Genomic DNA, 19,166 nt, shown 5'->3' with positions numbered 1-19,166 from the left:
AGCCCGACCTCACGTCAGGCTGCCCCCACTCGCAGAAGGACTCGGCGTGCAACTGCGCATACGGCTCTCCACCCTCGCGGCCGGCGTCATCGCCTGCTGCGCCACGGCCACCGCCGTGCTCCCGGCCCAGGCCTTCGCGGCACCCGCCGCCGACGGACCGATCCGGATCGCGACGGTCACCCCGACCGCCGCGACCGCCGGGGCCTCGAAGCCGGCCGGCCCCTCGGGCCCCGGCAGGGCGACGGCCCGGTCCGAGGACCTCGCCGCCCCCGCCGTCCCGATATCCCCGGCACTGCTCAGCGAGACCCTCATGGGCGAGCCGGCCCCGGCCCGCCCCGATTCCTTGGCGGCGCAGTCCCGTTCGGCCGCGCTCGCGGGCGCCGCCGAGCAGAGCTGCACCCCGGCCGACTTCGCCGCCCGCTCCGGTGCCGACCTGGTCGCGTTCCTCAAGAGCTCGACCACGGACTGCGTCTCCTCGCTGTTCGGCAACGGCAGCGCCGACCCGGGCATCTTCAAGCAGGCCCGGATGCTGCCCGTCGCCACCGCGTTCAAGGACCTGGCGGCCGGCTACACCGGCGACAACTCGACCGGCATCCTGCAACTGGTGCTCTTCCTGCGGGTGGGCTACTACATCCAGTCGTACTACCCCGACGCGACCGGCCCGTACGACGCCACGCTCACCAGCGGCGTCAAGGCCGGCCTGGACGCCTTCTTCGCCGGCGCCCGCTGGCACGACGTCACCGAGAACAACGGCGAGGTGCTCAGGGAGGTGCTGACGCTCACCGACAGCGCCAACATCCAGGGCGCCTACCTGAGCGTCTACCAGCGGGTGCTGGACGACTTCGACAACTCCTACAACGCCCTGCCGAAGATGGTCGGTGCGGTCAACTCCGTGCTGCGGTTCCCGCTCTGGCGGGGCAACACGAACCCGGCCTTCGTCAGCGCGCTCGGCGCCGACCCGCGGCTCGTCACCTCCCTCGCGAACTTCGCGGTCAACCACAAGGACCTGCTCAGCGGCCCCAACGCCGTCCTGGACACCAACGCGGGCAACGACCTGGCCCGGATGGCCGGGACGAGCGCCACCGTCGAGGCGGTGGCCAAGCCGCTGGTCAAGCGGGTGCTGGACGCCGCGCCGCTCCTCACGGCCGACGCCCCGCTGTACGTCCACACGGCCTTCCAGGCCACCGTCTACGACAACGGCCAGTGCTCGTACTACGGCATCTGCGACCTGCCCGCCAAGCTCACCGCGGTGGTCCTGCCGCACCAACTGGTCTGCGACAACCGCACCATCCAGACCCAGGCGCTGTCGGCCGCCGAGCTGGCCACCGTCTGCGCGAGCCTGCGCAACGAGGACGCGTTCTTCCACAACGTGGTCAAGGACAACGGGCCGATCCCGAACCAGTACGACAAGACCGTCACCCTCGGGGTCTTCGCCAACAAGACCGACTACACCACCTACTCCTGGGCGATCTTCGGCAACTCGACCGACAACGGCGGCCAGACGGTCATGGACCCGACCGACCCGAACAACCGGGCCGCGAACGTCATGTACCAGAAGGCGTGGAACAACGGCGACCCCGCCCGGGTGTGGAACCTCAACCACGAGTACACCCACTACCTGGACGGCATCTACGACATGAAGGGCAGCTTCGCCACCCAGACGTCCGTCCCGGACATCTGGTGGGTCGAGGGCCTCGCCGAGTACATGTCCTACAGCTACCGCGCTACCACCGACACCGACGCGATGGCCCAGGCGGCCAAGCACACCTACAAGCTCAGCACGGTCTTCCAGAACACCTACGGCAACTCGGACTCGACCCGCGTCTACGCCTGGGGCTACCTCGCCGTCCGGTACATGCTGGAGAAGCACCCCGCCGACGTCCAGGCCATGCTGGGCCGGTTCCGCGTCGGTGACTACACCGGTGGCTACGCGGTCTACAACGGTCTCGGCACCTCCTACGACGCCGACTTCGACGCCTGGCTCACCGCCTGCGCCGCCGGGGCCTGCTACGCGGCGGGCCCGACCGCGCTGTTCGACACGTCGGTGAACGGCGCCACCGTCAGCGCGACCGAGCGGTCCGTCCAGACCGGCCCGGGTCGGATCACCGCCTGGCACTGGACCTTCGGCGACGGCACCTCCTCGGACGAGCGCAACCCGAGCCACACCTACGCGGCCGCCGGCACCTACACCGTCGCCCTGACCGCGACCGACGACACCGGCAGGACCGCCACCACCCCGGCCTCGGTCACCGTGACCGCCGCCCCGGTCACCCTGCCGAACTGCACCGAGCAGCGCGCCGACGCGATGGGCCGGAACTGCTCGCGCACCGGCCGCGCCGCGACCGCCGGCAACACCGACTACCTGTACGTCTACCTGCCGGCCGGCACCTCCACGCTCAAGGTCACCACCTCCGGCGGCACCGGGACCGCGCACCTGTACTACAACCCGGGCACCTGGGCCTCGCCCAGCGCCTTCACCGCCTCCTCCACCGGCGCCGGGACCACCCAGTCCCTCACCGTCACCAACCCGACCGCCGGCTACCGCTACCTCAGCCTGTACGCCGTGACCGACTTCAGCGGCGTCACGGTCAGCACGCAGTTCTGACCCCGCGGGCGTTCACGAGCGGCTCCCGGCGGGGTCCGACCGAGTCCTCATCGGGACGTGTCGGCGCTGTCCGGGAGCCGCTCCGTCCGACGGCGGGACCGCCCCTGCTGTGGCCCGGGCCCGGGCCACAGCAGGGGCGGTCGGCCCGTCACACGTAGATCTCGTTGGTGCAGTAGGTCTTCCAGGTCGGGGGAGCCCAGCTGAGGTACTTGGTGCCGCAGAGGTGGAAGCTGTGGACCTGCTCGAACTTCTTCGCGGTGGACTTGCCCCGGTCGACGGCCAGTTCCGGCTGCACGTGTCCGAACGAGTCGGTCACGACGACGGTGGCCTTGAAGTAGGTGCCGGGGTCGGCGGCGTACAGCCACACCCAGCCGGACGAGCAGTTGTCGACCTGGACCTGGATGTTCTCATTGGAGTAGTACTTGGTGCAGCCGGCCGTGGCGGCGGTGCCCGCCGACGCCGGGGCGGCCGACAGGCCGGTCAGCGCGGCGACGGCGAGGCCCAGGGCACCGGCCGTCCTGGCGAGCCCGTTCGACGACTTCCTCATGGTGACGACTCCTCGGGTGTGCTGGTGTGCGGAACGCCTCCACTGTCCCGGCGCAGTCACCCGGGCGGCATCCGTCAGATGACTGCAGGTCGCGCACGTGCCTGACCGACCGCCCCGGAGCCGGCAGCCGTGCACGGTCCTCGCCCGACACCCGGCCCGTGGCGCGTGGAAGAGTCGCCGCGAGTCCGTCCGGACCGCCTCCACCCGCGCCCGCGGCACCTGCTCGACCACGTAGCGGGCGCCGCCCCCGGGGACACCCGACCCGAAGATCAGCAGGCCCCGGCAGTGCCCTGCCGGGGCCGACCTGGTCTTCTCGGGACCACCGCAGAACCTACCGGTGGGCACTGACATCCGCGCGCCGGAGCCTCTCGCCGGGCGCCCGGGGGGTCAGGGACGGTGGCAGCCCTCGCGGCTGGAGGGCCGGCCGGGGGCGAGGCCGCGGACCCGGACGGAGGTCCCGTTCGGATTCTCCCGGTTCACCGCGGTGGCGCCGAGCCCAAGTCCCCTGGGCGGTGCTCCCGGCCGGCCCGGCCGCCGGTCGAGCCGGTCCGCGGGGGCGGCCGACGGGAAAATGCCCGATTCCGGGAATTCGACGGTCCGTTTCCGCCCGGTGCTCCTGCTGTTCCGTGGCATGGCTTCGTGGCGAGGAAACGGAGAATAGGTCGTACGTCTGCGGAACGCCTCTTGTGCGGACGGGCGGTGGCGGGTTCCACTCATCCGCCGACCGGTCGCCACGGCGCCGCGGCCTCGCGTCCCACCGGCTGGTCCGGCCGGCGGGCGGTTCTCCCGTTTTCCCAGGTCGGGGCGGGAATGATCGGCGCGAGTACCGGTCGCGCGGGTGGCGGCCCTGACGCGCCGACAATCACCACTCATGGCCCAGCGGTCCCAGCGGCCCCGTCCGGTGCGCGGAAGGCCGGGTGGATGTGACCGATACGCGGTCAGTTCATCGCAGCCGTCATTGACCACGCCGCCGGCCGCCCCAATGCTGGGTCGAGTACGACTCAACCGGAGCTCGGTCGAGTTGTACGTATCCGATTCGGGTTCCGATTCGTCCGAGGAGAATGCGTGATCTCGAAAACGAGGAAGTTCGTGAGTGCCGCGGCCGCCACCTTCGCGGCGGCGGCGGCGTTGACGGTGGCGGTGCCGTCCAGCGCGTACGCCATCGACCACGTCGAGTGCCGGGGAGGCGAGAACTTCCTGAAGATCTGGTCGCACCTCGACGGGCGACAGAGCGTGGACTGCTACGCGAACGGGGGCCGCACCGACTTCGGCAGCTGGTGGGTCGACCGGATCTCCACCGGGAACAACGACCTGATCTACTACGACGCCAACGGTGACTCGGTCAGGATCAACCGGTGGACCGACATCACGTTCCCGAACCGTCCGCCGAAGGTGAAGTCCATCGAGATCCTCTGACGGACCGCAGTTCGGACGCGCCGCACCGCCGCCCGGCCGGCCGGCGGTGCGGCGCGTGGTGAACCTACGGGTGGGGGCTGGAGAGCCAGGGCGGCCGCCAGGTGGTGCGGCCGAGGCCCGGGGTGGGTCCCCACGTCCCGCGCGCGTACGGCACGGGCGTCGGCGGGTGGTCCACCAGGGGCTGGATCACCCGCCAGGTCTCCTCCACGACGTCCTGCCGGGTGAACAGCGAACGGTCGCCGGTCAGCGCGTCGTTGAGGAGCCGCTCGTAGGGTTCGGGCGGCCTGCCGAGTTCGGCGGCGAAGGACAGGCTGAGGTGGACGCTCCGGGCCGAGCGGCCGGATGCCTCCTTCGAGAGCATGCCCAGCCGCAGCGCCGGGTCCGGGTCGATCCGCAGGACGAGTTCGTTGGCGTCGGGGTGCGCGGGCTGGTCCAGGAAGGCGAGCCGGGGCGGGCGCTTGAAGACCACCCGTACCTCGGTGGCCCTGGCGGCCAGGGCCTTGCCGGCCCTGAGGGAGAAGGGCACTCCGCTCCATCGCCAGTTGTCCACCTCTAGGCCGAGTTCGACGTAGGTCTCGGTCACCGAGTCGGACTTGACGCCGGGTACGTCGAGGTAGCCCTCGTACTGGCCGCGCAGGCAGTGCGCCGGATCGACGCCAGCCGTCGCGCGGAAGACATCGACCCTCCGGTCCCACAGCGCGTCCGGGCCGGGGCCGACCGGCGCCTCCATCGCGACCAGGGCGAGCACCTGGAGGAGGTGGTTCTGGACCACGTCGCGCAGCGCGCCGACCGGGTCGTAGAACGCTCCCCGGTCCTCCACACCGAAGTCCTCGGCCATGGTGATCTGCACGGCCGCCACGTGGTCGCGGTTCCAGACCGGTTCGAGCAGCGAGTTGGCGAACCGCAGGAACTGGATGTCCAGCACGGGCTGCTTGCCGAGGAAGTGGTCGATGCGCAGGATGCGGTCCTCGGGCAGCACCCGGTGCAGCCGTGCGTTGAGGGCCCTGGCGGAGGCCAGGTCATGGCCGAAGGGCTTCTCCAGCATCACCGTGGCGTGCGCGGTGAGGCCCGCCGCCGCCAGCGCCTCCACGACCGGGCCGAACAGCGAGGGCGGGATCTCCAGGTAGAAGAGCGGCCTGGCGGCGCCCTCCAGCAGCGCGCTCAGCGCCTGGTAGGTGGCCGGGTCGGTGAAGTCGCCCCGCAGGTAGGAGAGCCGTCGGGCCAGCCGTTCCAGCGGCCCGGCCGCCACCTCCTCACCGGCTGTCCGCAGGGCCTCGCGCAGGGAGGCGACCAGGTGGTCGTGCGACCAGTCCTCCAGGGCCACGCCGATGATCGGGCAGTCCAGGAGGCCGGCCGCCTCCAGGCGGTAGAGCGATCGGAAGGTCATCTTGTGCGCGAGGTCGCCGGTGATGCCGAAGATCACCAGGGCGTCGGCGGTCACCGTCGGGCTCCATGTCGCACGGATCCACGCCCGCCCGGCCGGCCGCGGCGGGCCGCCCGGGCGCCGGTCGCCTCACCCGGCCCGGCCCCTGACCACGCGGAACCGTCGGACGGCCCCCGCCGCTGCGGCACTCGCACCGGGGCCGTTTCCGTGAGAACACCGCCGGGGCCCCTCAGGTGCGCCCGGCCCGGCCCCGACTGACGATCGCTCATGGAGGGACGATATAACCCGATGTGTCGACTTGCTCGCACTGCGGAGCGGCGTCGCGCCTCGGGTCGCCGGTCACCGGTCCCGGTGCCCACCGGACGGCCTCCGGCTGCCGGGAGCCGCCCGGGCGGTGCCCACGAGGATCATCACGGGTGCCGGTGGGGCCACAGCTGGAGCAGCCAGTGCTCGGCCCGGTGGGGGAGGAGGGACGGGGTGGGGTGGAGGACGCCACGGTGGGCGGCGAGCGTGTAGCGGCCGGGTGGGAGCGGCAGCGCGGCGGCTGCCGGGAGGTGGGAGACACCGGAGGTGAGGGCGAGACGGCCGCCTTCGAGGTCGACGGTGAGCCGGATGTGCTGGGGCCAGTGGCCGGGCGGGGCCGGGGGCCGGGCCGACCAGTACTGGAGGGTGACGTGGGGGTAGTGGTCGGACAGGGCGCTGTTGAAGGTGACGGTGCCGCCCGCGGTGGTCGCGAGCCGGCCGGGGCCCGGGGTGGGCGGCCGGTCGTCGGCGTCGCCGCTGGGCGGGGCGGCGGTGTCGACGAGGTGGAAGAGGTGGTTCTCCGCGCGCACCTCGATGGCGAGCTCGGCGGCGAGTTCGGCGGCGGGTTCGCCGACGGGTGCGGCCGGGGGCCGGTCGGCGCGGGGGTCCACGAGCGGGTCAGGGGTCGATCTGGACGTGGAACGGGTCATTGGTGAAGTCGCTGCCGAGGATGCGCCGGTTCTGGTAGAAGCCGCTGAGCCGGCCGCCGGAGCCGCGGTTGTCCCAGTCGTGGATGGGCTCGACGCTGTAGTTCTTGAGGTTGTCGTCGGCGCCTTCGAGGGTCGACGCGAAGGGGTACTCGTCACAGTCCAGGCCTTCGTGGGCGTAGTCGGGGAAGTACTTCAGGCAGGCGGCGACGGCGACGACGCGGTGCGCGTCAATGGCGTTCTGGTCGGCGACGCGGTGCAGCGGGGCCGCGCCGGGCGCGCCGGGGATCTGCTTGTTCGGCGCGTCGGGGACGGTCTGGTCGGGGTGGTACTGGGCGGTGACGATGTGGTCGGCGGACTCGGGGTGGTCGGCGCGGTGGAGGTGCAGGGTCTCGGTGACCCAGGGGAAGACGCAGCCCTCACCGGAGGCGGTGCTGACGAGGTAGGAGGCGGAGTCGCAGCGGATGCCGCTGTTGGGGCCGTCGTAGGGGTTGGCCGCGCCCTCGCCGATGACCGAGACGTGCGCGGCGAGGTCGGCGTAGCTGATGAGGGCGCTGCCGATGCCGCCGGCGGAGTCCTGGCGGAAGGAGTAGTAGCGGCTGGTGATCGAGCCCTCGGCGGCCCACAGCCCGATCGGCTGGACGTAGGGCCCGCCGAAGCCGCTGTCGACGACGCAGGGGCCGAACCCGGGCCGGGCGGTGCAGGTGACGTTCACGCTGAGCGGCACCTCGGCGATGTCGCCTTCGAGTCGCCAGTTGTCGAGGACCTGGACGACGTCGACCTCGCGGCGGACGTTGTGGCCGTACTGGACGTCGGTCATCTCGGCGTCCGCGCTGCCGGTGACGGAGCAGAAGATCCACCAGCAGGTGACGTGGGTGGGGTGGAGGTGGAAGGCCTGGCAGGTGACGAACCGCGATTTGCCGTACCCCTGGTCGTGGAAGGCGGCGTCCTGCTCACGGCACTCGTAGGCGGGCAGGTCGTCCTGGCCGGAGCGCTGGGCGGTGCGGGGGGCGTGGTTCTCGTGGGGACCGGGCTCCATGGCGCGGATGCGCCCGAGGAGCTGGTCGAGGGGCTGTTCGTGGCCGGGTTCGGTCAGGGGGACGTGGGCGGGGGCCAGCAGGACGTAGTCCCGGCGTGCGGCGGCGTCGCCGGCGCCCGCCGCGCGGGCGGGGGTGACGGCGACGGCGGTGGCCAGCGTCAGCAGCGCCGTGACGAGGGCGGTCACGGCGCCGCGTCGGCGGGGCCGGCGGTGGGTGGGGCGGTCCGGGCGCATCGTTGCCTCGATTCCTGTTCTGGGAGTCCGGGGCTCAGGAGCGGGGGTCGATGCGCCACCCGCGGGGGTCGCCGATCACCTCGGTGGAGGTGTCGGTGATGACCTGCCGGGTGTAGGAGTCGCGGAAGAGCCGGTGCTTCACGTCGAACGCGGCGAGGTCGTTCGCGCACGTGCCGCTGGGGTAGCAGTGGTCGACGCGGATCTTCAGGACGACGGTGCGGTAGTCGGGCGTCTGGTCCTGGTTCTGGAACCAGGCGCGGATCCTCCAGCCGGCCAGACCGTAGCCGCGGTTCGGTGCGGCCTGGGCGACGTCGAACGTCCACTCGTTGGCGGGCGTGAAGGCGCACGCGTTGATCGAGGCGTCCACCTCCGCGGCGCGCTCCCAGTCGCCGTAGCGGTTGAGCGCTTGCAGGTGGTAGGTGGGGGAGGGGGCGCAGGCGGTGGCGGCCTGGTCGGCCCGCGCGGTGGTGCTGGGCGTGAAGGCGGTCGCGGCGGCGATCGTCAGGGCGGCGGCCGCGAGGCGGAGCGCCGTGCGGGGGGTCGTGCTGTTCATCCGGGTCGTGCCCTTCATCCGGCTTCTCCTCGCTTGACTGTTCGTGGACTACCCATTGAACGTGACATCCAGTCATCGCGCGGACACATGCTGTCATCCGAGTGGATCGCCTTCGCCCTCGTGCGCCCTGGTTCGCGCCGTCCCCCGGCCGGGCCGGGTCCGGGTCCGGCCGGGGGGCGGGGCGGGGACCGTCCGTTCCGCTCGGCGCCGGGGTGCGGGGGCGAGGCGGCCGGACGTGCCCGCGCCGGCCGGCCGCAGTAGCGTGGGCGGTCGGCTTCCGAACAAGGCAACGAGGAGGTAGCAGTGTCAGCCGTGAATCGTGACCTCTCCACACTCGGCGGCTCGCTGGAACGGGTGGCCCGGCCCCCGGACGGGACGGTCGCGGACCGGGCCCGCGAGGTCGTCTCCGCCTACGCCCGCGACCTGGAGGACGAGCAACTGCTCCTGGCCGTGCTCGGTCTGGAGGAACCGGCCGAGCGGACGGCCCCCTGAGGCAGGGCCCTCGGCAGGGGGCAGCTCACCCACCGGCCCCTCGCATCGCGCCGGAGGGTTCGGCCGTCCGGCTGTCGGTGCCCCCGGTGGTCGGTGGCGCCACGTAGTCGGGGGCGATGCGGCGGTCGGCGCGCACAGTGGTGTCATAACTGTTACGTCCGGGGTGTGACGCGCCGGACGGCGACGGCGCTGAGGGACATGAGACGACCGTGACCGGTCCGGTCGGACCGGTCGGCGTCCCCTCTGCGACCACCTCTGACAGCGAATGGTGACCATGCGCGCTTCCCTCACTACCCGCGCCGTTCTCACGGCGGCGGCCGCCGGCCTCCTGATCCTCCCCACCGCGCCTTCGGCCTTCGCCACCGCCGGCACCTACACCGTGCCCGTCCACCAGGACCTTCCCGTCACGGCCGCCGGCTTCGGCGAGCACGAGGCGAAGTGCGGGTCGATCGGCGCTGACCAGGACGGCTGGCACTTCGTCCTCCCGGGGAACTCGACGGACTTCGTCAAGCTCACGGTCTCCTTCGACAACGGCGCGCCGCAGGTGGTGTCCGTGTTCGGGCCGCCGACGAGCAAGCACGCCTATGTCGGATCCGCCCCGGGCGCCAAGCTGACGTCGGCCAGCGCGGAGGTGATGGGCGGCGAGGTGAAGTGGTTCAACCTCTCGCACACCTGCCCGGCGGTGCGCACCACCGCGAGCCCGACGCCGTCCACCTCCGCGCCGTCCGCCTCCACCACCCCGTCGGCCTCCACCTCGCCGAGCGTCTCCACCTCGCCGGGCGCCACGACGACCGCTTCCGTCTCCGCGTCGCCCACCGGCAAGGCCTCTTCCGGCCCCACCGCGACGGTCGCCCCCTCGACGGGTTCGACCTCCGGCGTGACCGCGGGCGAGTCGCCCTCGCCCTCGCTCTCGGCTTCGCCCTCGGGGTCGGTGGCGGCGAGCGGTTCGGACCGCCTGGCCTCGACCGGCGCGAACGTCGGCCTGACCCTCCTCGCCGCCGTCGTGCTGGTCGGGGCGGGCTCCGTCCTGGTCATGCGCCGCCGCAAGGCGGGCCGGCACTGACCTGACCGTCGTCCGACACGGTGCGGGCGGGGCGGGCCACCGGGCGGGGCGGGCCGCACCGTCCCGAGCCGGTCGGGCGGCGGACGCGCCCCGCCCGGGCGCCGACGGCGCCGCCCGGGCCCTGGCGGCCGTGCTACGGCAGGTGGGTGAGGGACGGATGACGGGCGCCCCCGGCGGCCGGAGCCCACGACGGTAGGCCGGAGGGCGGTGGCGGTAGGGCGGTGGCGGGAGGTGTCGCTGCTCCCGCCACCGCCCTCCGCCGTGGCGGCCCGCTGCTCCGGGCCGACGTGTCCCGGGCGGGTGGTGCGTCAGGACGTGACGGAGACCTGGTCGACCGTCCAGAACGCGCTGTTGGTGCCGGTGTAGCGGAACTGGAGCTGTGCCGTGGTCGCGCCGGCCGGAACGGTGACCTGGAGCTTCTCGAAGGTGTTGAGGTCACTGCGGTAGGACTTCACCAGCTGCGGGGTGCCGGTGCCGAAGACGACGTACAGGTCGCCGGTCTGCGGGCCGTCGACCTTGTAGTCGGTGGCGAAGGAGACGGTGGCCTGGGTGCCGCTGACCGGGAACGCCGGGCTGATCAGCGTGGAGTCGAACTGCCCGGTGCCGTGCGACTTGTCGTCCCACTCGTCGGAGTCGGCGACCGCGAAGACGTTGCGGGCCCGGACGTTGGTCTCCCGGGACTGGCCGAGCTGGGCCGCCGTCCAGAACTCGTCCGTGGCGAAGGCCCAGCCCCGCCACTCGGTGACGCCGCCGCTGGGCATCCGGGAGTTGTCGATGGTCCAGCCGGACGGCGGGGTGTGGGTCCAGCCCTTGGTGGTGGCGGGGATGCCGGTCTCGTCCACCCGGGTCTGCAGGCCGGGGCGCAGGGCGTCGAAGGCATCGGGGACGATCTCGTCGATCGGCTTGCCGTCCAGCTGCCAGGCCGGCTGGAGGGCGACACCCTCGTGCTTGAGGACGGTGGGCGCGATGTCGACCGGCTTGACGTCGAAGCGGGTCGAACCGGCGGCGTAGCCGGCTCCGTTGACGATCTGGAAGGTCTGGCGCTCGACGGCGCTGTTCCCGCCGTGGCCGCCGGCGTCGGTGTGGCCGTGGTCGGTGGTGACGATGATCAGCCAGTCCTCGGAGGCGTAGGTCGCGCGGTTGCGCACCGCCTGGACGACCTGCCCGACCAGCGCGTCGACCGAGTGGATCGCGGCGGCGTACTGGGAGCTGGTGCCGCCGTAGCTGTGGCCCGCCTCGTCGACCTCGTCGAAGTGGAGGAAGGTGGTGTCGGGGTTCCCGTTGGTGAGGTAGTCGGCGGCGTCCGAGGCGGTCTTGACGTCGTTCTCGCTCTCGTCGATCCGCAGGTCCGCCGTGCCGTGGAAGACGTTGTCGGCGATCGGGTTCCAGGAGGCGGCGACCAGGGTGGAGGCGCTGGGCGAGGCCGTCTCCAGCCGGGTGGCGAAGTCCGGGTAGAGGTCGAAGCGGGAGCCGGCGAAGGTGTTGTCCTTGACGCCGTGCCTGTCCGGCCAGACGCCGGTGGCGATGGTGGACCAGCCCGGCCCGGAGAGCGTCGGCGCCAGCGGGCTGGCGTAGAGGTTGCTGGTCGCGGTGAGGCCCGAGGCCATCAGCGCCTTGAGGGTGGGCGCGTCGGCGGTCAGCAGCTTGTCGTACCGGGTGCCGTCGACGCCGATCACCAGGGTCTTGGCCGTCCTGGTGCCGTTCGGCAGGCCCTTGTACGGGCCGGTGGCGGCCGAGGCCTGGACGCCGGTGAGCGGCAGCAGTGCCGCGGTGAGCGTGACCGTGGCGAGGGCGGCCCGGACGGAACGGGACATGTGCACAGGAACTCCCGTGGGGAGATGGGGGGAGGTGCGGGACGGGACGGCCGGGGGCACACGTGCTCGGGGTGGCCGCCCGCCGAAGAGTGTGGAGCCGCACGGCGATCCCCCGGCCTCACACAACGCACGGCTGCGTGAACAACTCCCGAACTTGGGTTCAGACCAGTTACCTTTTCGTGATCATCCGTGCGCGGCCGACGAGGCGCGCGCCGGAGCGCCGGCGCGGCGCCAGACGTGCCGCCCGCACCCCGTACCGCTCCGGCACGACGCGGTAACAAGATGTTAACCGGACCGGCGCACTTTCCTCCCAGATGCGGGCTTTACCTTCTTCATGGCCGTGCTTTACTAGCGCTTGACGATGCATCAGGTCATCGGGGGATCACCGAAGGTCACCGGCCGTGCGGCTACGCCGTGCCCGACGGCCGGTCCGGGCCCGGAGCCTGGGCCGAACGTCCCCTGCCCGATCCCGATCGCCCGCCCGCCGTCCGTGGCGGGAGGCAGAAGGAGGCATGCCCTCATGGAACCGTTGATCGACCGTGCCCGCGCCTTCCCCGAGCGCGCCGGCCGGGCCGGCCGCGAACTCGACGGCCTCGCCACCGGTCAGTCGCCGCAGGCGCTCTTCATCACCTGCTCGGACTCCCGGGTGGTGCCGGCCCTGATCACCGGGGCCGCGCCCGGCGACCTCTTCGAACTCCGCACCGCGGGCAACATCGTCCCGCCCTACCGTGCGGACTCCGCCTCCGGTGAGACCGCCACCATCGAATACGCCGTGGACGTCCTCGGCGTGCGCGACATCGTGGTGTGCGGCCACTCGCACTGCGGGGCCGTCGGCGCGGTGGTGCGCGGCGACGACCTCAGCCTGGCGCCCGCCGTCCGCTCCTGGCTGGGCAACGCCGACCGCGGCGTTCTGCGGGCCGACGGGACGGACGTCTTCGACCCGACCGTGGCCGGGCCCGTGCAACGGCACGTCCTCGCCCAGCTGGAGCAGCTGCGCGGTTACCCGGGCATCGCACGGCGACTGGTCGACGGCCGGGTCCGGATCCACGGCTGGTTCTACGAGGTCCACACCGGGCTGGTGCTCGCGCACCGGGCCGACTCCGGACTCTTCCTCCCGCTGTGACCGGCCGCCTGCCCTCCGTCCACTCCATCGAACCGAGGACCTGATGATCCGTCGTCCCGCCCTCCGGCCCGCCGACCTGCGGGCAGACCTGGCCGCCTCCCTCGTCGTCTTCCTGGTCGCGCTGCCGCTCTGCGTCGGTGTGGCCGTCGCCTCCGGCGTCCCGGCCGAACTCGGCCTGCTCACCGGCATAGTCGGCGGGCTTCTCACCGGGCTGCTGCCGGGCAGCAGCCTCCAGGTGTCCGGCCCCGCCGCGGGCCTCACCGTCCTGGTGTTCGCGGCCGTGCAGGAACACGGGCTCGCCACCCTCGGCGTGATCACCGCGGCCGCCGGACTGCTCCAGATCGGCATGGGCGCGCTGCGGCTCGGGCGCCTGTTCCGCGCCATCTCGGTCTCGGTCGTCCAGGGCATGCTGGCGGGCATCGGCTTGGTGCTGATCTCCGGCCAGCTCTACGCGCTGGCCGACGCGAAGGCGCCCAGGAGCGGACTCGACAAGCTGGCGGGCCTTCCCGGCCTGGTCCTCGACACCGTGACCTCGACGCGGGCGCTCACCGCCGCCGCGATCGGCATCGGCACCATAGCCGTTCTGGTGCTCTGGCCCCGGCTGCCCGCCCGGGTCCGGACGGTGCCCGCGCCGCTGGCCGCCGTCGCCGCGGCCACCGCCGCCACCGCGCTGTTCGACCTCTCCGTCGGCAAGGTCGAGGTCGCCGGTCTGGCCGGGGTGATCGACCTCCCCGGCGGCGCGGACCTGGCGGCGCTCGGCGATGTCGGCGTCCTCGGCACCGTGCTCGCGTTCGCCCTGATCGCCTCGGCGGAGAGCCTGTTCAGCGCCGCGGCGGTGGACCGCCTGCACGGCGGCCCGCGCACCCACTACGACCGGGAGTTGATCGCCCAGGGGGTCGGCAACACGGTCTGCGGCGCTCTCGGCGCGCTCCCGATGACCGCCGTCATCGTGCGCAGCGCCGCCAACGTCCAGGCCGGGGCGCGGACCAAGGCCTCCCGCGTGCTGCACGGCCTCTGGCTGCTGCTGTTCGCCGCGCTGTTCCCCGCCGCGCTGTCGGTCATCCCGCTCGCCGCGCTGGCCGGGGTCCTGGTGCACGCCGGGGCCAAGCTCGTGCCGGCGAAGGCGCTCGTTCCGCTGTGGCGGACGCACCGCGGGGAGGCCTTGATCCTGATGGCCACGGCGGTCGCCGTCGTGGTGACCAACCTCTTCGAGGGGGTGCTGCTCGGCCTGCTGCTCTCCGTGCTGAAGAGCGCCTGGGACACCTCGCACCTGCACGTGGAGGTCGACGAGCGCGGGGACGGAACGGTCGGGGTGACACTGGCCGGCAACGCGACCTTCCTCCGCCTGCCCCGGCTCCTGGACACGCTGGAGCGACTGCCCGCCGGCCGGACCGTCCACCTGGACCTGACCGGCCTGCGCCACCTCGACCACGCCTGCCGGACGGCGCTGGAGACCTGGGAGGAGCGCCACAACCGGGTGGGTGAGGCGCTCGTGGTGCGCGTCCCGGTCGGTGTCTGACCGCCGCTGCCGGGGTCTGCTGCTTCCGAGGAGGCGACGGCGCGGTAGCGGCGGATCGGCCGTCGCTGCCGTGCTGCCCGCGCCGTGCCGCCCCGCCGAACCCGCGGTACCCGGGAACGGCCGCGTCGCGTCACCCGGGGGCGGTGGCTCCGGCCGTGCTGCGGGACGCGGCCCCGGTAGTCCGCTGTTCGGTGGCCGCCGCCAGCGCGCGCCCGGTGAGGGAGTCCGTCCGGCGCAGCAGTTCGGCGGGCGGGCCGGCGAAGAGCAGGCGGCCGCCGTCCGTCCCGGCTCCGGGGCCGATGTCGATCACATGGTCGGCCTGGGCGACGACGCGCAGGTTGTGCTCCACGACCACCAGCGTCGCACCGGCGTCCACGAGGTCGGCGAACAGCAGGTCGAGCCGTTCGACGTCGCTGGGGTGCAGACCGGTCGTCGGTTCGTCCAGGACGATCCGCTCCTCGGCGAAGCCGGGCGAGCTGCTGAGGTGCCGGGCCAGCAGGAGGCGTTGCTTCTCGCCGCCGGAGAGGGTGTCGAGCGACTGTCCGACGGCGGCGTAGCCGAGCCCGACGCGTTCGAGCCAGCCCATCGTCCGCACGATGTCGGAGCGGTCCGCGAAGAGGTCCGCCACGGGGCCCGCCGGCATTCTCAGGACGTCGGCGATCGTCCGGCCGTCGAGCTGGACCTTCATGGCGGCGGGGTTGAAGCGTTCGCCCCCGCAGACGTCGCAGGGTGTCGCGACGTCGTCGAGGAAGGCGAGTTCGGTGGTGATGTAGCCCCTGCCCCGGCAAGTGGGGCAGGCGCCCTTGGAGTTGAAGCTGAACCAGGCCGGTTCGAGCCCGGAGGCGGCACTGAACGCCTCGCGCACGCTGTCCGCGACGCCGAGGATGCTGAGCGGCATCGACCGTACCCCGCCGCGCAGCGGGTCCTGCCCGACGACCGTGAACTCGGGGTGCTGCCGGGGGAGTTCGTTGGTGGCGAACGAGCTCTTGCCGGAACCCGCCACGCCCGTGACCGCGGTGAGGACGCCGAGCGGAATGTCGACGTCGAAGCCGGCGAGGTTGTGCGCGGAGGCGTTCTCCACGCGGACGAAGGCTCGCGGCCCGCGGTTCGCGCGTGCGAGCGGCAGGGGCGTCGAGAGCAGCCGTCCGGTCACGGTGTCGCTGCCGGCCAGAGCCTTCGGCGTACCTTCGAACTGCACCAGCCCGCCCCGTGAACCCGCCCCCGGTCCCATGTCGATCACATGGTCGGCGATTCGGATCACCTGGGGGTGGTGCTCCACGACCACCACGGTGTTGCCGGCGTCGCGCAGCCGCAGCAGGAGGTGGTTGAGACGTTGCACATCGGCGGGGTGCAGGCCCGTCGAGGGCTCGTCGAAGACGTAGGTGATGTCGGTGAGGGCGCTGCCCAGGTGTCGGACGATCTTGACCCGTTGTGCCTCGCCGCCGGACAACGTCGATGACTCGCGGTCGAGCGAGAGGTATCCGAGCCCGACGGAGAGCAGTGCGTCCAAGGTCCGCCGGATCCCGTCGAGGGCCGGTTCCACCCGCGGATCCTCCAGCGCCGCCAGGAGTTCGCGGAGCTCGGCCACCGGCATCGCCGACCAGTCGACGATCGAGCGCCCCTCGATCAGGCTGGCACGGGCCGCGGCGTTCAGGCGCGCTCCGCCGCACTCGTGGCAGACGCGGTGCGTCGTCAGACGGTCCAGCTCCTCCCGCACCTGCGGCGAGATCTTGGTCGGACGGTTCTTGACGTACACGTCCCGCATCCGGGTGACGACGCCGTCGAAGCGGGCGGTCTTGGGGAAGCGCGGATCCGGATTCGGCAGCTTCAGCTGATCCGCGTAGAGGAACAGCCGCATCTCGTCCCGCGTGTAGTCCTTCAGCGGCTTCTCCCGGTCGAACAGCCCGCAGTAGGCGAAGCGCTTCCAGCGGTAGACGCCGGGGCGGAACTGGCTGAATCGAACAGGCCCCTCGTCGATGTTCTTCTCCGGGTCGATCAACGCCTCCACATCGATGTCGACGACAGTGCCGAGGCCTTCGCACGCGGGGCACATGCCCGTCGGATCGTTGAAGGAGTAGGCCGGCGAGTATCCGGCGGAGGGCACACCGATCCGCGAGAACACGAGTCTGAGCAGGGGAGCGAGGTCGGAAGCCGTCGACACCGTCGACCGGGCGTTTCCGGTGAAGCGGCGCTGATCGATGATGACCGTGAACGTCAGACCGCTCATCGACTGCACCTCGGGCGCCGGCATGTGGGGAAGGCGGTTCCTCACGAACGACGGATACGAGTCGTTCACCAGACGTTGTGCCTCGGCGGCGATCGTGTCCAGCACGAGTGAGGACTTGCCGGACCCGGAAACCCCGGTGACCACGGTCAACGCCTTCTTCGGCAGGTCGACGCTCACCTGGGCGAGATTGTTGGCGGCCGCTCCGACGATACGGATGAGGGACTCGCCTGCTGCAGCGTGATCGGCCATGGCCGCCATCGTAGGCGCGACCCACGGGGATGGGGTGCTGCGCGCGACGCGCCGCACTCGGCGAGCCCCCGGCGGGGGCCCTCGCGCCGCAGCCGTCCGCGCGCGCTCTGACAGCACGGCTCTCTTCACCGGCCACCACCATCGGGACCGCGGGGATGGCCTACGGCTCGGTGCGGATCGTTCGTCCCCGCGCTCGACGAATGCGGATCGGGCCACGGGCCTCGGCGGGCGTGACCGGGCGCCCGGCCTGAGTGACCTCGACCTCACCCGCCGAAGCCAGCCGCCACGCGGCCCGGCGAGTCGGCTCCATCAACGCGCGCCATCCCTCGCCCTCTCCCGCGTACGCCGCTCGGGCGGCATCGGAGGGGCAGATCGACGAGGCCGGCCCACGACGCTCCAGCAGAGCCAGAATGGTCCGCTCGACGAGCCGGTCGACCTTCTGCGGATCCTTCGCCACCACCCGAGTATCGCACTGTGCCGGTCGGGCCGGCCCGACCAGGCGCGGGTCGGAGCGGTGCTCGGAGAGCCGGTGCGGGTGGCCGTGGCCGTCACCGCTCGCTCCTGGCGTCCAGGTCCGCGAGACCCCGCTCCCATCGCTCGCGGCGCTCCCGGGGGGACTGCTCCCACCACGGCGTCCCCCGTTCCCCGAGGGCCGTCTTCGCCGCATGCACGCGGGACCGGGCGTCGCGCTCCGCCTCCGAGTCCCCCGCCGCCAGGGCGGCGCGCACGGCGCGGCGGGCCGCCATCAGGTGGTGTCGGAGACGAGCGGCCGTGGATTCGGGCAGGGACGGGTCCGTCGCCCGCCACCGGCGGCCGTCGATCACGACGAAATGCCCGTCGGCCGTCTTCTCAGGTCCCTGCCGCTGGGTGCCCACAGGCATGATCCTCGGGGGCGGGGGCCATCGGCGCGAGCCGAGGAGCTGATCGCCGGGCCGGCTGCCTCCGCCGGCCCGGTGGGGGAGGAGAAGGGGCATCACGGCAGTCCTGACCCGGTTCGGGGCCGAGGATGTGCGAGCGGGAGAAGGGCACCTCGGCCGGGGCGTGCATCGGACGCCGGCCCCTGGGCCGGGTCACCCTGCTTTCGCCTCCGCACCGGCCAGGAACGGACGCAGCAGCCCGAGCAGGGCGCGGGGGCGGTGCAGCGGGATGATGTGGCCGCAGTCCTCGATGACGTGTCCGGTGAGGTCGTCGGTGATCGGGCGGAGCTGGCGTTCCAGCGCCGCGCCGACGGGCCGGGCGCCCACCGCCATCGTCGGCACCGTCAGGCGCGCGGCGGCGACCGCCTGTTCGACCTGTACCGCGCTCTCGGGCAGCGCCCGGTAGTACGAGAACGCGCGGCCCAATGCCTGGCGGCCGGTGTACGCGCGGACGAAGGCGTCCCGGAGGACGGGGCGCACCCCGTCGCCGAGCGTGCCGGAGCGCAGGAACCAGTCGACGTAGGCCGCTTCGTGGCCCTCCAGTACGGACTCGGCGAGGCCGGGCGCGGCGGCATGGAAGCCGAACCACCACGGCGGGCCGTCGGCGAGGAACCCCTCGGCGCCGGGCAGCCTGCCCAGAAGGGCCTCCATGACGACCAGGCGCCGGACGAGACCGGGGCGGCGCAGGGCGAGGAGGAAGGCCGGTGCGGTACCCGCGTCGATGCCCACCACCGCGGCCGAGGCCACGCCGAGCGTGGTGAGAAGCGCCGCGGCGTCCTCGGCCAGGGTTCCCGCGTCGTACCCTGCGGCGGTCCCGCTGCTCGCGCCGAACCCGCGCAGGTCCGGGGCGATGACGCGGTAGCGGCCGGACAGGCCGGCCATGACGTCCGTCCACACCTCCCAGGTGTGCGGGAAACCGTGCAGCAGCAGGACGGCCGGGCCCGATCCGGCGAGGGCGACGTTCAGTTCGACACCGTTGACGGGGACGCGCCGCAACTCGGGCATGGAGGGCTCCAGAGGTGGTGAGGAATGGT

General features: G+C 72.6%; 16 protein-coding genes. 6 read left to right on the top strand and 10 right to left on the bottom strand.

The annotated features are described in order from the left end of the window. Nucleotides 1-46: 46 nt before the first annotated feature. Entirely contained in the window at nucleotides 47-2,605 is a 2,559-nt protein-coding gene (locus tag OG618_RS01160) for a collagenase (RefSeq protein WP_329485192.1), read from the top strand. A 148-nt stretch (nucleotides 2,606-2,753) separates the two neighbouring features. On the opposite strand, the gene OG618_RS01155 is transcribed toward OG618_RS01160, so the two are convergent. Next, a complete protein-coding gene (locus OG618_RS01155; RefSeq protein ID WP_329485191.1) occupies nucleotides 2,754-3,152 on the bottom strand; it encodes a hypothetical protein in 399 nt (132 codons plus the stop codon). Nucleotides 3,153-4,217: 1,065 nt separating this feature from the next. Between OG618_RS01155 and OG618_RS01150 the strand changes: the two genes are divergently transcribed. Further along, a complete protein-coding gene (locus OG618_RS01150) occupies nucleotides 4,218-4,568 on the top strand; it encodes a beta/gamma crystallin domain-containing protein (RefSeq protein WP_329485190.1) in 351 nt (116 codons plus the stop codon). A gap of 64 nt (nucleotides 4,569-4,632) precedes the next feature. Here OG618_RS01150 and OG618_RS01145 read toward each other — a convergent pair whose 3' ends face one another. The 4 genes from OG618_RS01145 to OG618_RS01130 form a co-directional block, all read right to left on the bottom strand. Then, a complete protein-coding gene (locus OG618_RS01145; RefSeq protein WP_329485189.1) occupies nucleotides 4,633-6,009 on the bottom strand; it encodes a glucose-6-phosphate dehydrogenase in 1,377 nt (458 codons plus the stop codon). A 353-nt stretch (nucleotides 6,010-6,362) separates the two neighbouring features. Next, nucleotides 6,363-6,905 (bottom strand): hypothetical protein, encoded by a 543-nt coding sequence (locus OG618_RS01140; protein ID WP_329485188.1) that lies wholly within the window; start codon nucleotides 6,903-6,905, stop codon nucleotides 6,363-6,365. Further along, nucleotides 6,874-8,175 carry a NucA/NucB deoxyribonuclease domain-containing protein gene (locus OG618_RS01135; protein ID WP_329485187.1) on the bottom strand — a complete coding sequence of 434 codons (1,302 nt, stop codon included), beginning with the start codon at nucleotides 8,173-8,175 and terminating at the stop codon, nucleotides 6,874-6,876. Before OG618_RS01135 ends, OG618_RS01140 begins: the two co-directional genes overlap by 32 nt. Nucleotides 8,176-8,209: 34 nt before the next feature. Continuing rightward, nucleotides 8,210-8,746: a hypothetical protein gene (locus tag OG618_RS01130; protein ID WP_329485186.1), complete on the bottom strand. Its 537-nt coding sequence runs from the start codon at nucleotides 8,744-8,746 to the stop codon at nucleotides 8,210-8,212. Between the two features lie 285 nt (nucleotides 8,747-9,031). Here OG618_RS01130 and OG618_RS01125 point away from each other — a divergent pair, with 285 nt between their 5' ends. After that, nucleotides 9,032-9,220: a hypothetical protein gene (locus OG618_RS01125; RefSeq protein ID WP_329485184.1), complete on the top strand. Its 189-nt coding sequence runs from the start codon at nucleotides 9,032-9,034 to the stop codon at nucleotides 9,218-9,220. A 274-nt stretch (nucleotides 9,221-9,494) separates the two neighbouring features. Beyond that, complete coding sequence (locus OG618_RS01120) at nucleotides 9,495-10,283, top strand: LPXTG cell wall anchor domain-containing protein (protein WP_329485182.1); 789 nt, start codon at nucleotides 9,495-9,497, stop codon at nucleotides 10,281-10,283. A 308-nt stretch (nucleotides 10,284-10,591) separates the two neighbouring features. Here OG618_RS01120 and OG618_RS01115 read toward each other — a convergent pair whose 3' ends face one another. Continuing rightward, nucleotides 10,592-12,097: an alkaline phosphatase family protein gene (locus tag OG618_RS01115; RefSeq protein WP_329485181.1), complete on the bottom strand. Its 1,506-nt coding sequence runs from the start codon at nucleotides 12,095-12,097 to the stop codon at nucleotides 10,592-10,594. A gap of 520 nt (nucleotides 12,098-12,617) precedes the next feature. Here OG618_RS01115 and OG618_RS01110 point away from each other — a divergent pair. Beyond that, nucleotides 12,618-13,220 (top strand): carbonic anhydrase, encoded by a 603-nt coding sequence (locus tag OG618_RS01110; RefSeq protein ID WP_329485180.1) that lies wholly within the window; start codon nucleotides 12,618-12,620, stop codon nucleotides 13,218-13,220. A 43-nt stretch (nucleotides 13,221-13,263) separates the two neighbouring features. Then, on the top strand, nucleotides 13,264-14,739 hold the full coding sequence (locus OG618_RS01105) for a SulP family inorganic anion transporter (protein ID WP_329485179.1): 1,476 nt from the start codon (nucleotides 13,264-13,266) through the stop codon (nucleotides 14,737-14,739). Between the two features lie 130 nt (nucleotides 14,740-14,869). Here the strand turns inward: OG618_RS01105 and OG618_RS01100 are convergent, their stop codons facing one another. From OG618_RS01100 to OG618_RS01085, 4 genes are all read right to left on the bottom strand, one after another. Next, the gene (locus tag OG618_RS01100) at nucleotides 14,870-17,215 is read right to left on the bottom strand and encodes an excinuclease ABC subunit UvrA (protein ID WP_329485178.1); all 2,346 of its coding nucleotides are present in this window, start codon (nucleotides 17,213-17,215) and stop codon (nucleotides 14,870-14,872) included. Between the two features lie 160 nt (nucleotides 17,216-17,375). Continuing rightward, nucleotides 17,376-17,672 (bottom strand): DUF3253 domain-containing protein, encoded by a 297-nt coding sequence (locus OG618_RS01095; RefSeq protein ID WP_329485177.1) that lies wholly within the window; start codon nucleotides 17,670-17,672, stop codon nucleotides 17,376-17,378. Between the two features lie 91 nt (nucleotides 17,673-17,763). Continuing rightward, nucleotides 17,764-18,096, bottom strand: a complete 333-nt coding sequence (locus OG618_RS01090; protein ID WP_329485176.1) for a hypothetical protein — start codon at nucleotides 18,094-18,096, stop codon at nucleotides 17,764-17,766. A gap of 189 nt (nucleotides 18,097-18,285) precedes the next feature. After that, nucleotides 18,286-19,137, bottom strand: a complete 852-nt coding sequence (locus tag OG618_RS01085; protein ID WP_329485175.1) for an alpha/beta fold hydrolase — start codon at nucleotides 19,135-19,137, stop codon at nucleotides 18,286-18,288. Nucleotides 19,138-19,166: the final 29 nt, after the last annotated feature.

The organism is Kitasatospora sp. NBC_01246 (assembly GCF_036226505.1).
Classification (GTDB): domain Bacteria; phylum Actinomycetota; class Actinomycetes; order Streptomycetales; family Streptomycetaceae; genus Kitasatospora.
Note: the sequence above shows the minus strand (reverse complement) of the source record. Positions and strands in the feature narration are given on the sequence as shown.

Bases quoted from the DNA above. Each gene is read 5' to 3' on its own strand.
- OG618_RS01110 (WP_329485180.1), top strand. From the start codon at position 12,618: ATGGAACCGTTGATCGACCGTGCCCGCGCCTTCCCCGAGCGCGCCGGC.
- OG618_RS01130 (WP_329485186.1), bottom strand. From the start codon at position 8,746: ATGAAGGGCACGACCCGGATGAACAGCACGACCCCCCGCACGGCGCTC.
- OG618_RS01100 (WP_329485178.1), bottom strand. From the start codon at position 17,215: ATGGCCGATCACGCTGCAGCAGGCGAGTCCCTCATCCGTATCGTCGGA.
- OG618_RS01115 (WP_329485181.1), bottom strand. From the start codon at position 12,097: ATGTCCCGTTCCGTCCGGGCCGCCCTCGCCACGGTCACGCTCACCGCG.
- OG618_RS01140 (WP_329485188.1), bottom strand. From the start codon at position 6,905: ATGACCCGTTCCACGTCCAGATCGACCCCTGACCCGCTCGTGGACCCC.
- OG618_RS01135 (WP_329485187.1), bottom strand. From the start codon at position 8,175: ATGCGCCCGGACCGCCCCACCCACCGCCGGCCCCGCCGACGCGGCGCC.
- OG618_RS01090 (WP_329485176.1), bottom strand. From the start codon at position 18,096: ATGCCTGTGGGCACCCAGCGGCAGGGACCTGAGAAGACGGCCGACGGG.
- OG618_RS01105 (WP_329485179.1), top strand. From the start codon at position 13,264: ATGATCCGTCGTCCCGCCCTCCGGCCCGCCGACCTGCGGGCAGACCTG.
- OG618_RS01155 (WP_329485191.1), bottom strand. From the start codon at position 3,152: ATGAGGAAGTCGTCGAACGGGCTCGCCAGGACGGCCGGTGCCCTGGGC.
- OG618_RS01085 (WP_329485175.1), bottom strand. From the start codon at position 19,137: ATGCCCGAGTTGCGGCGCGTCCCCGTCAACGGTGTCGAACTGAACGTC.
- OG618_RS01120 (WP_329485182.1), top strand. From the start codon at position 9,495: ATGCGCGCTTCCCTCACTACCCGCGCCGTTCTCACGGCGGCGGCCGCC.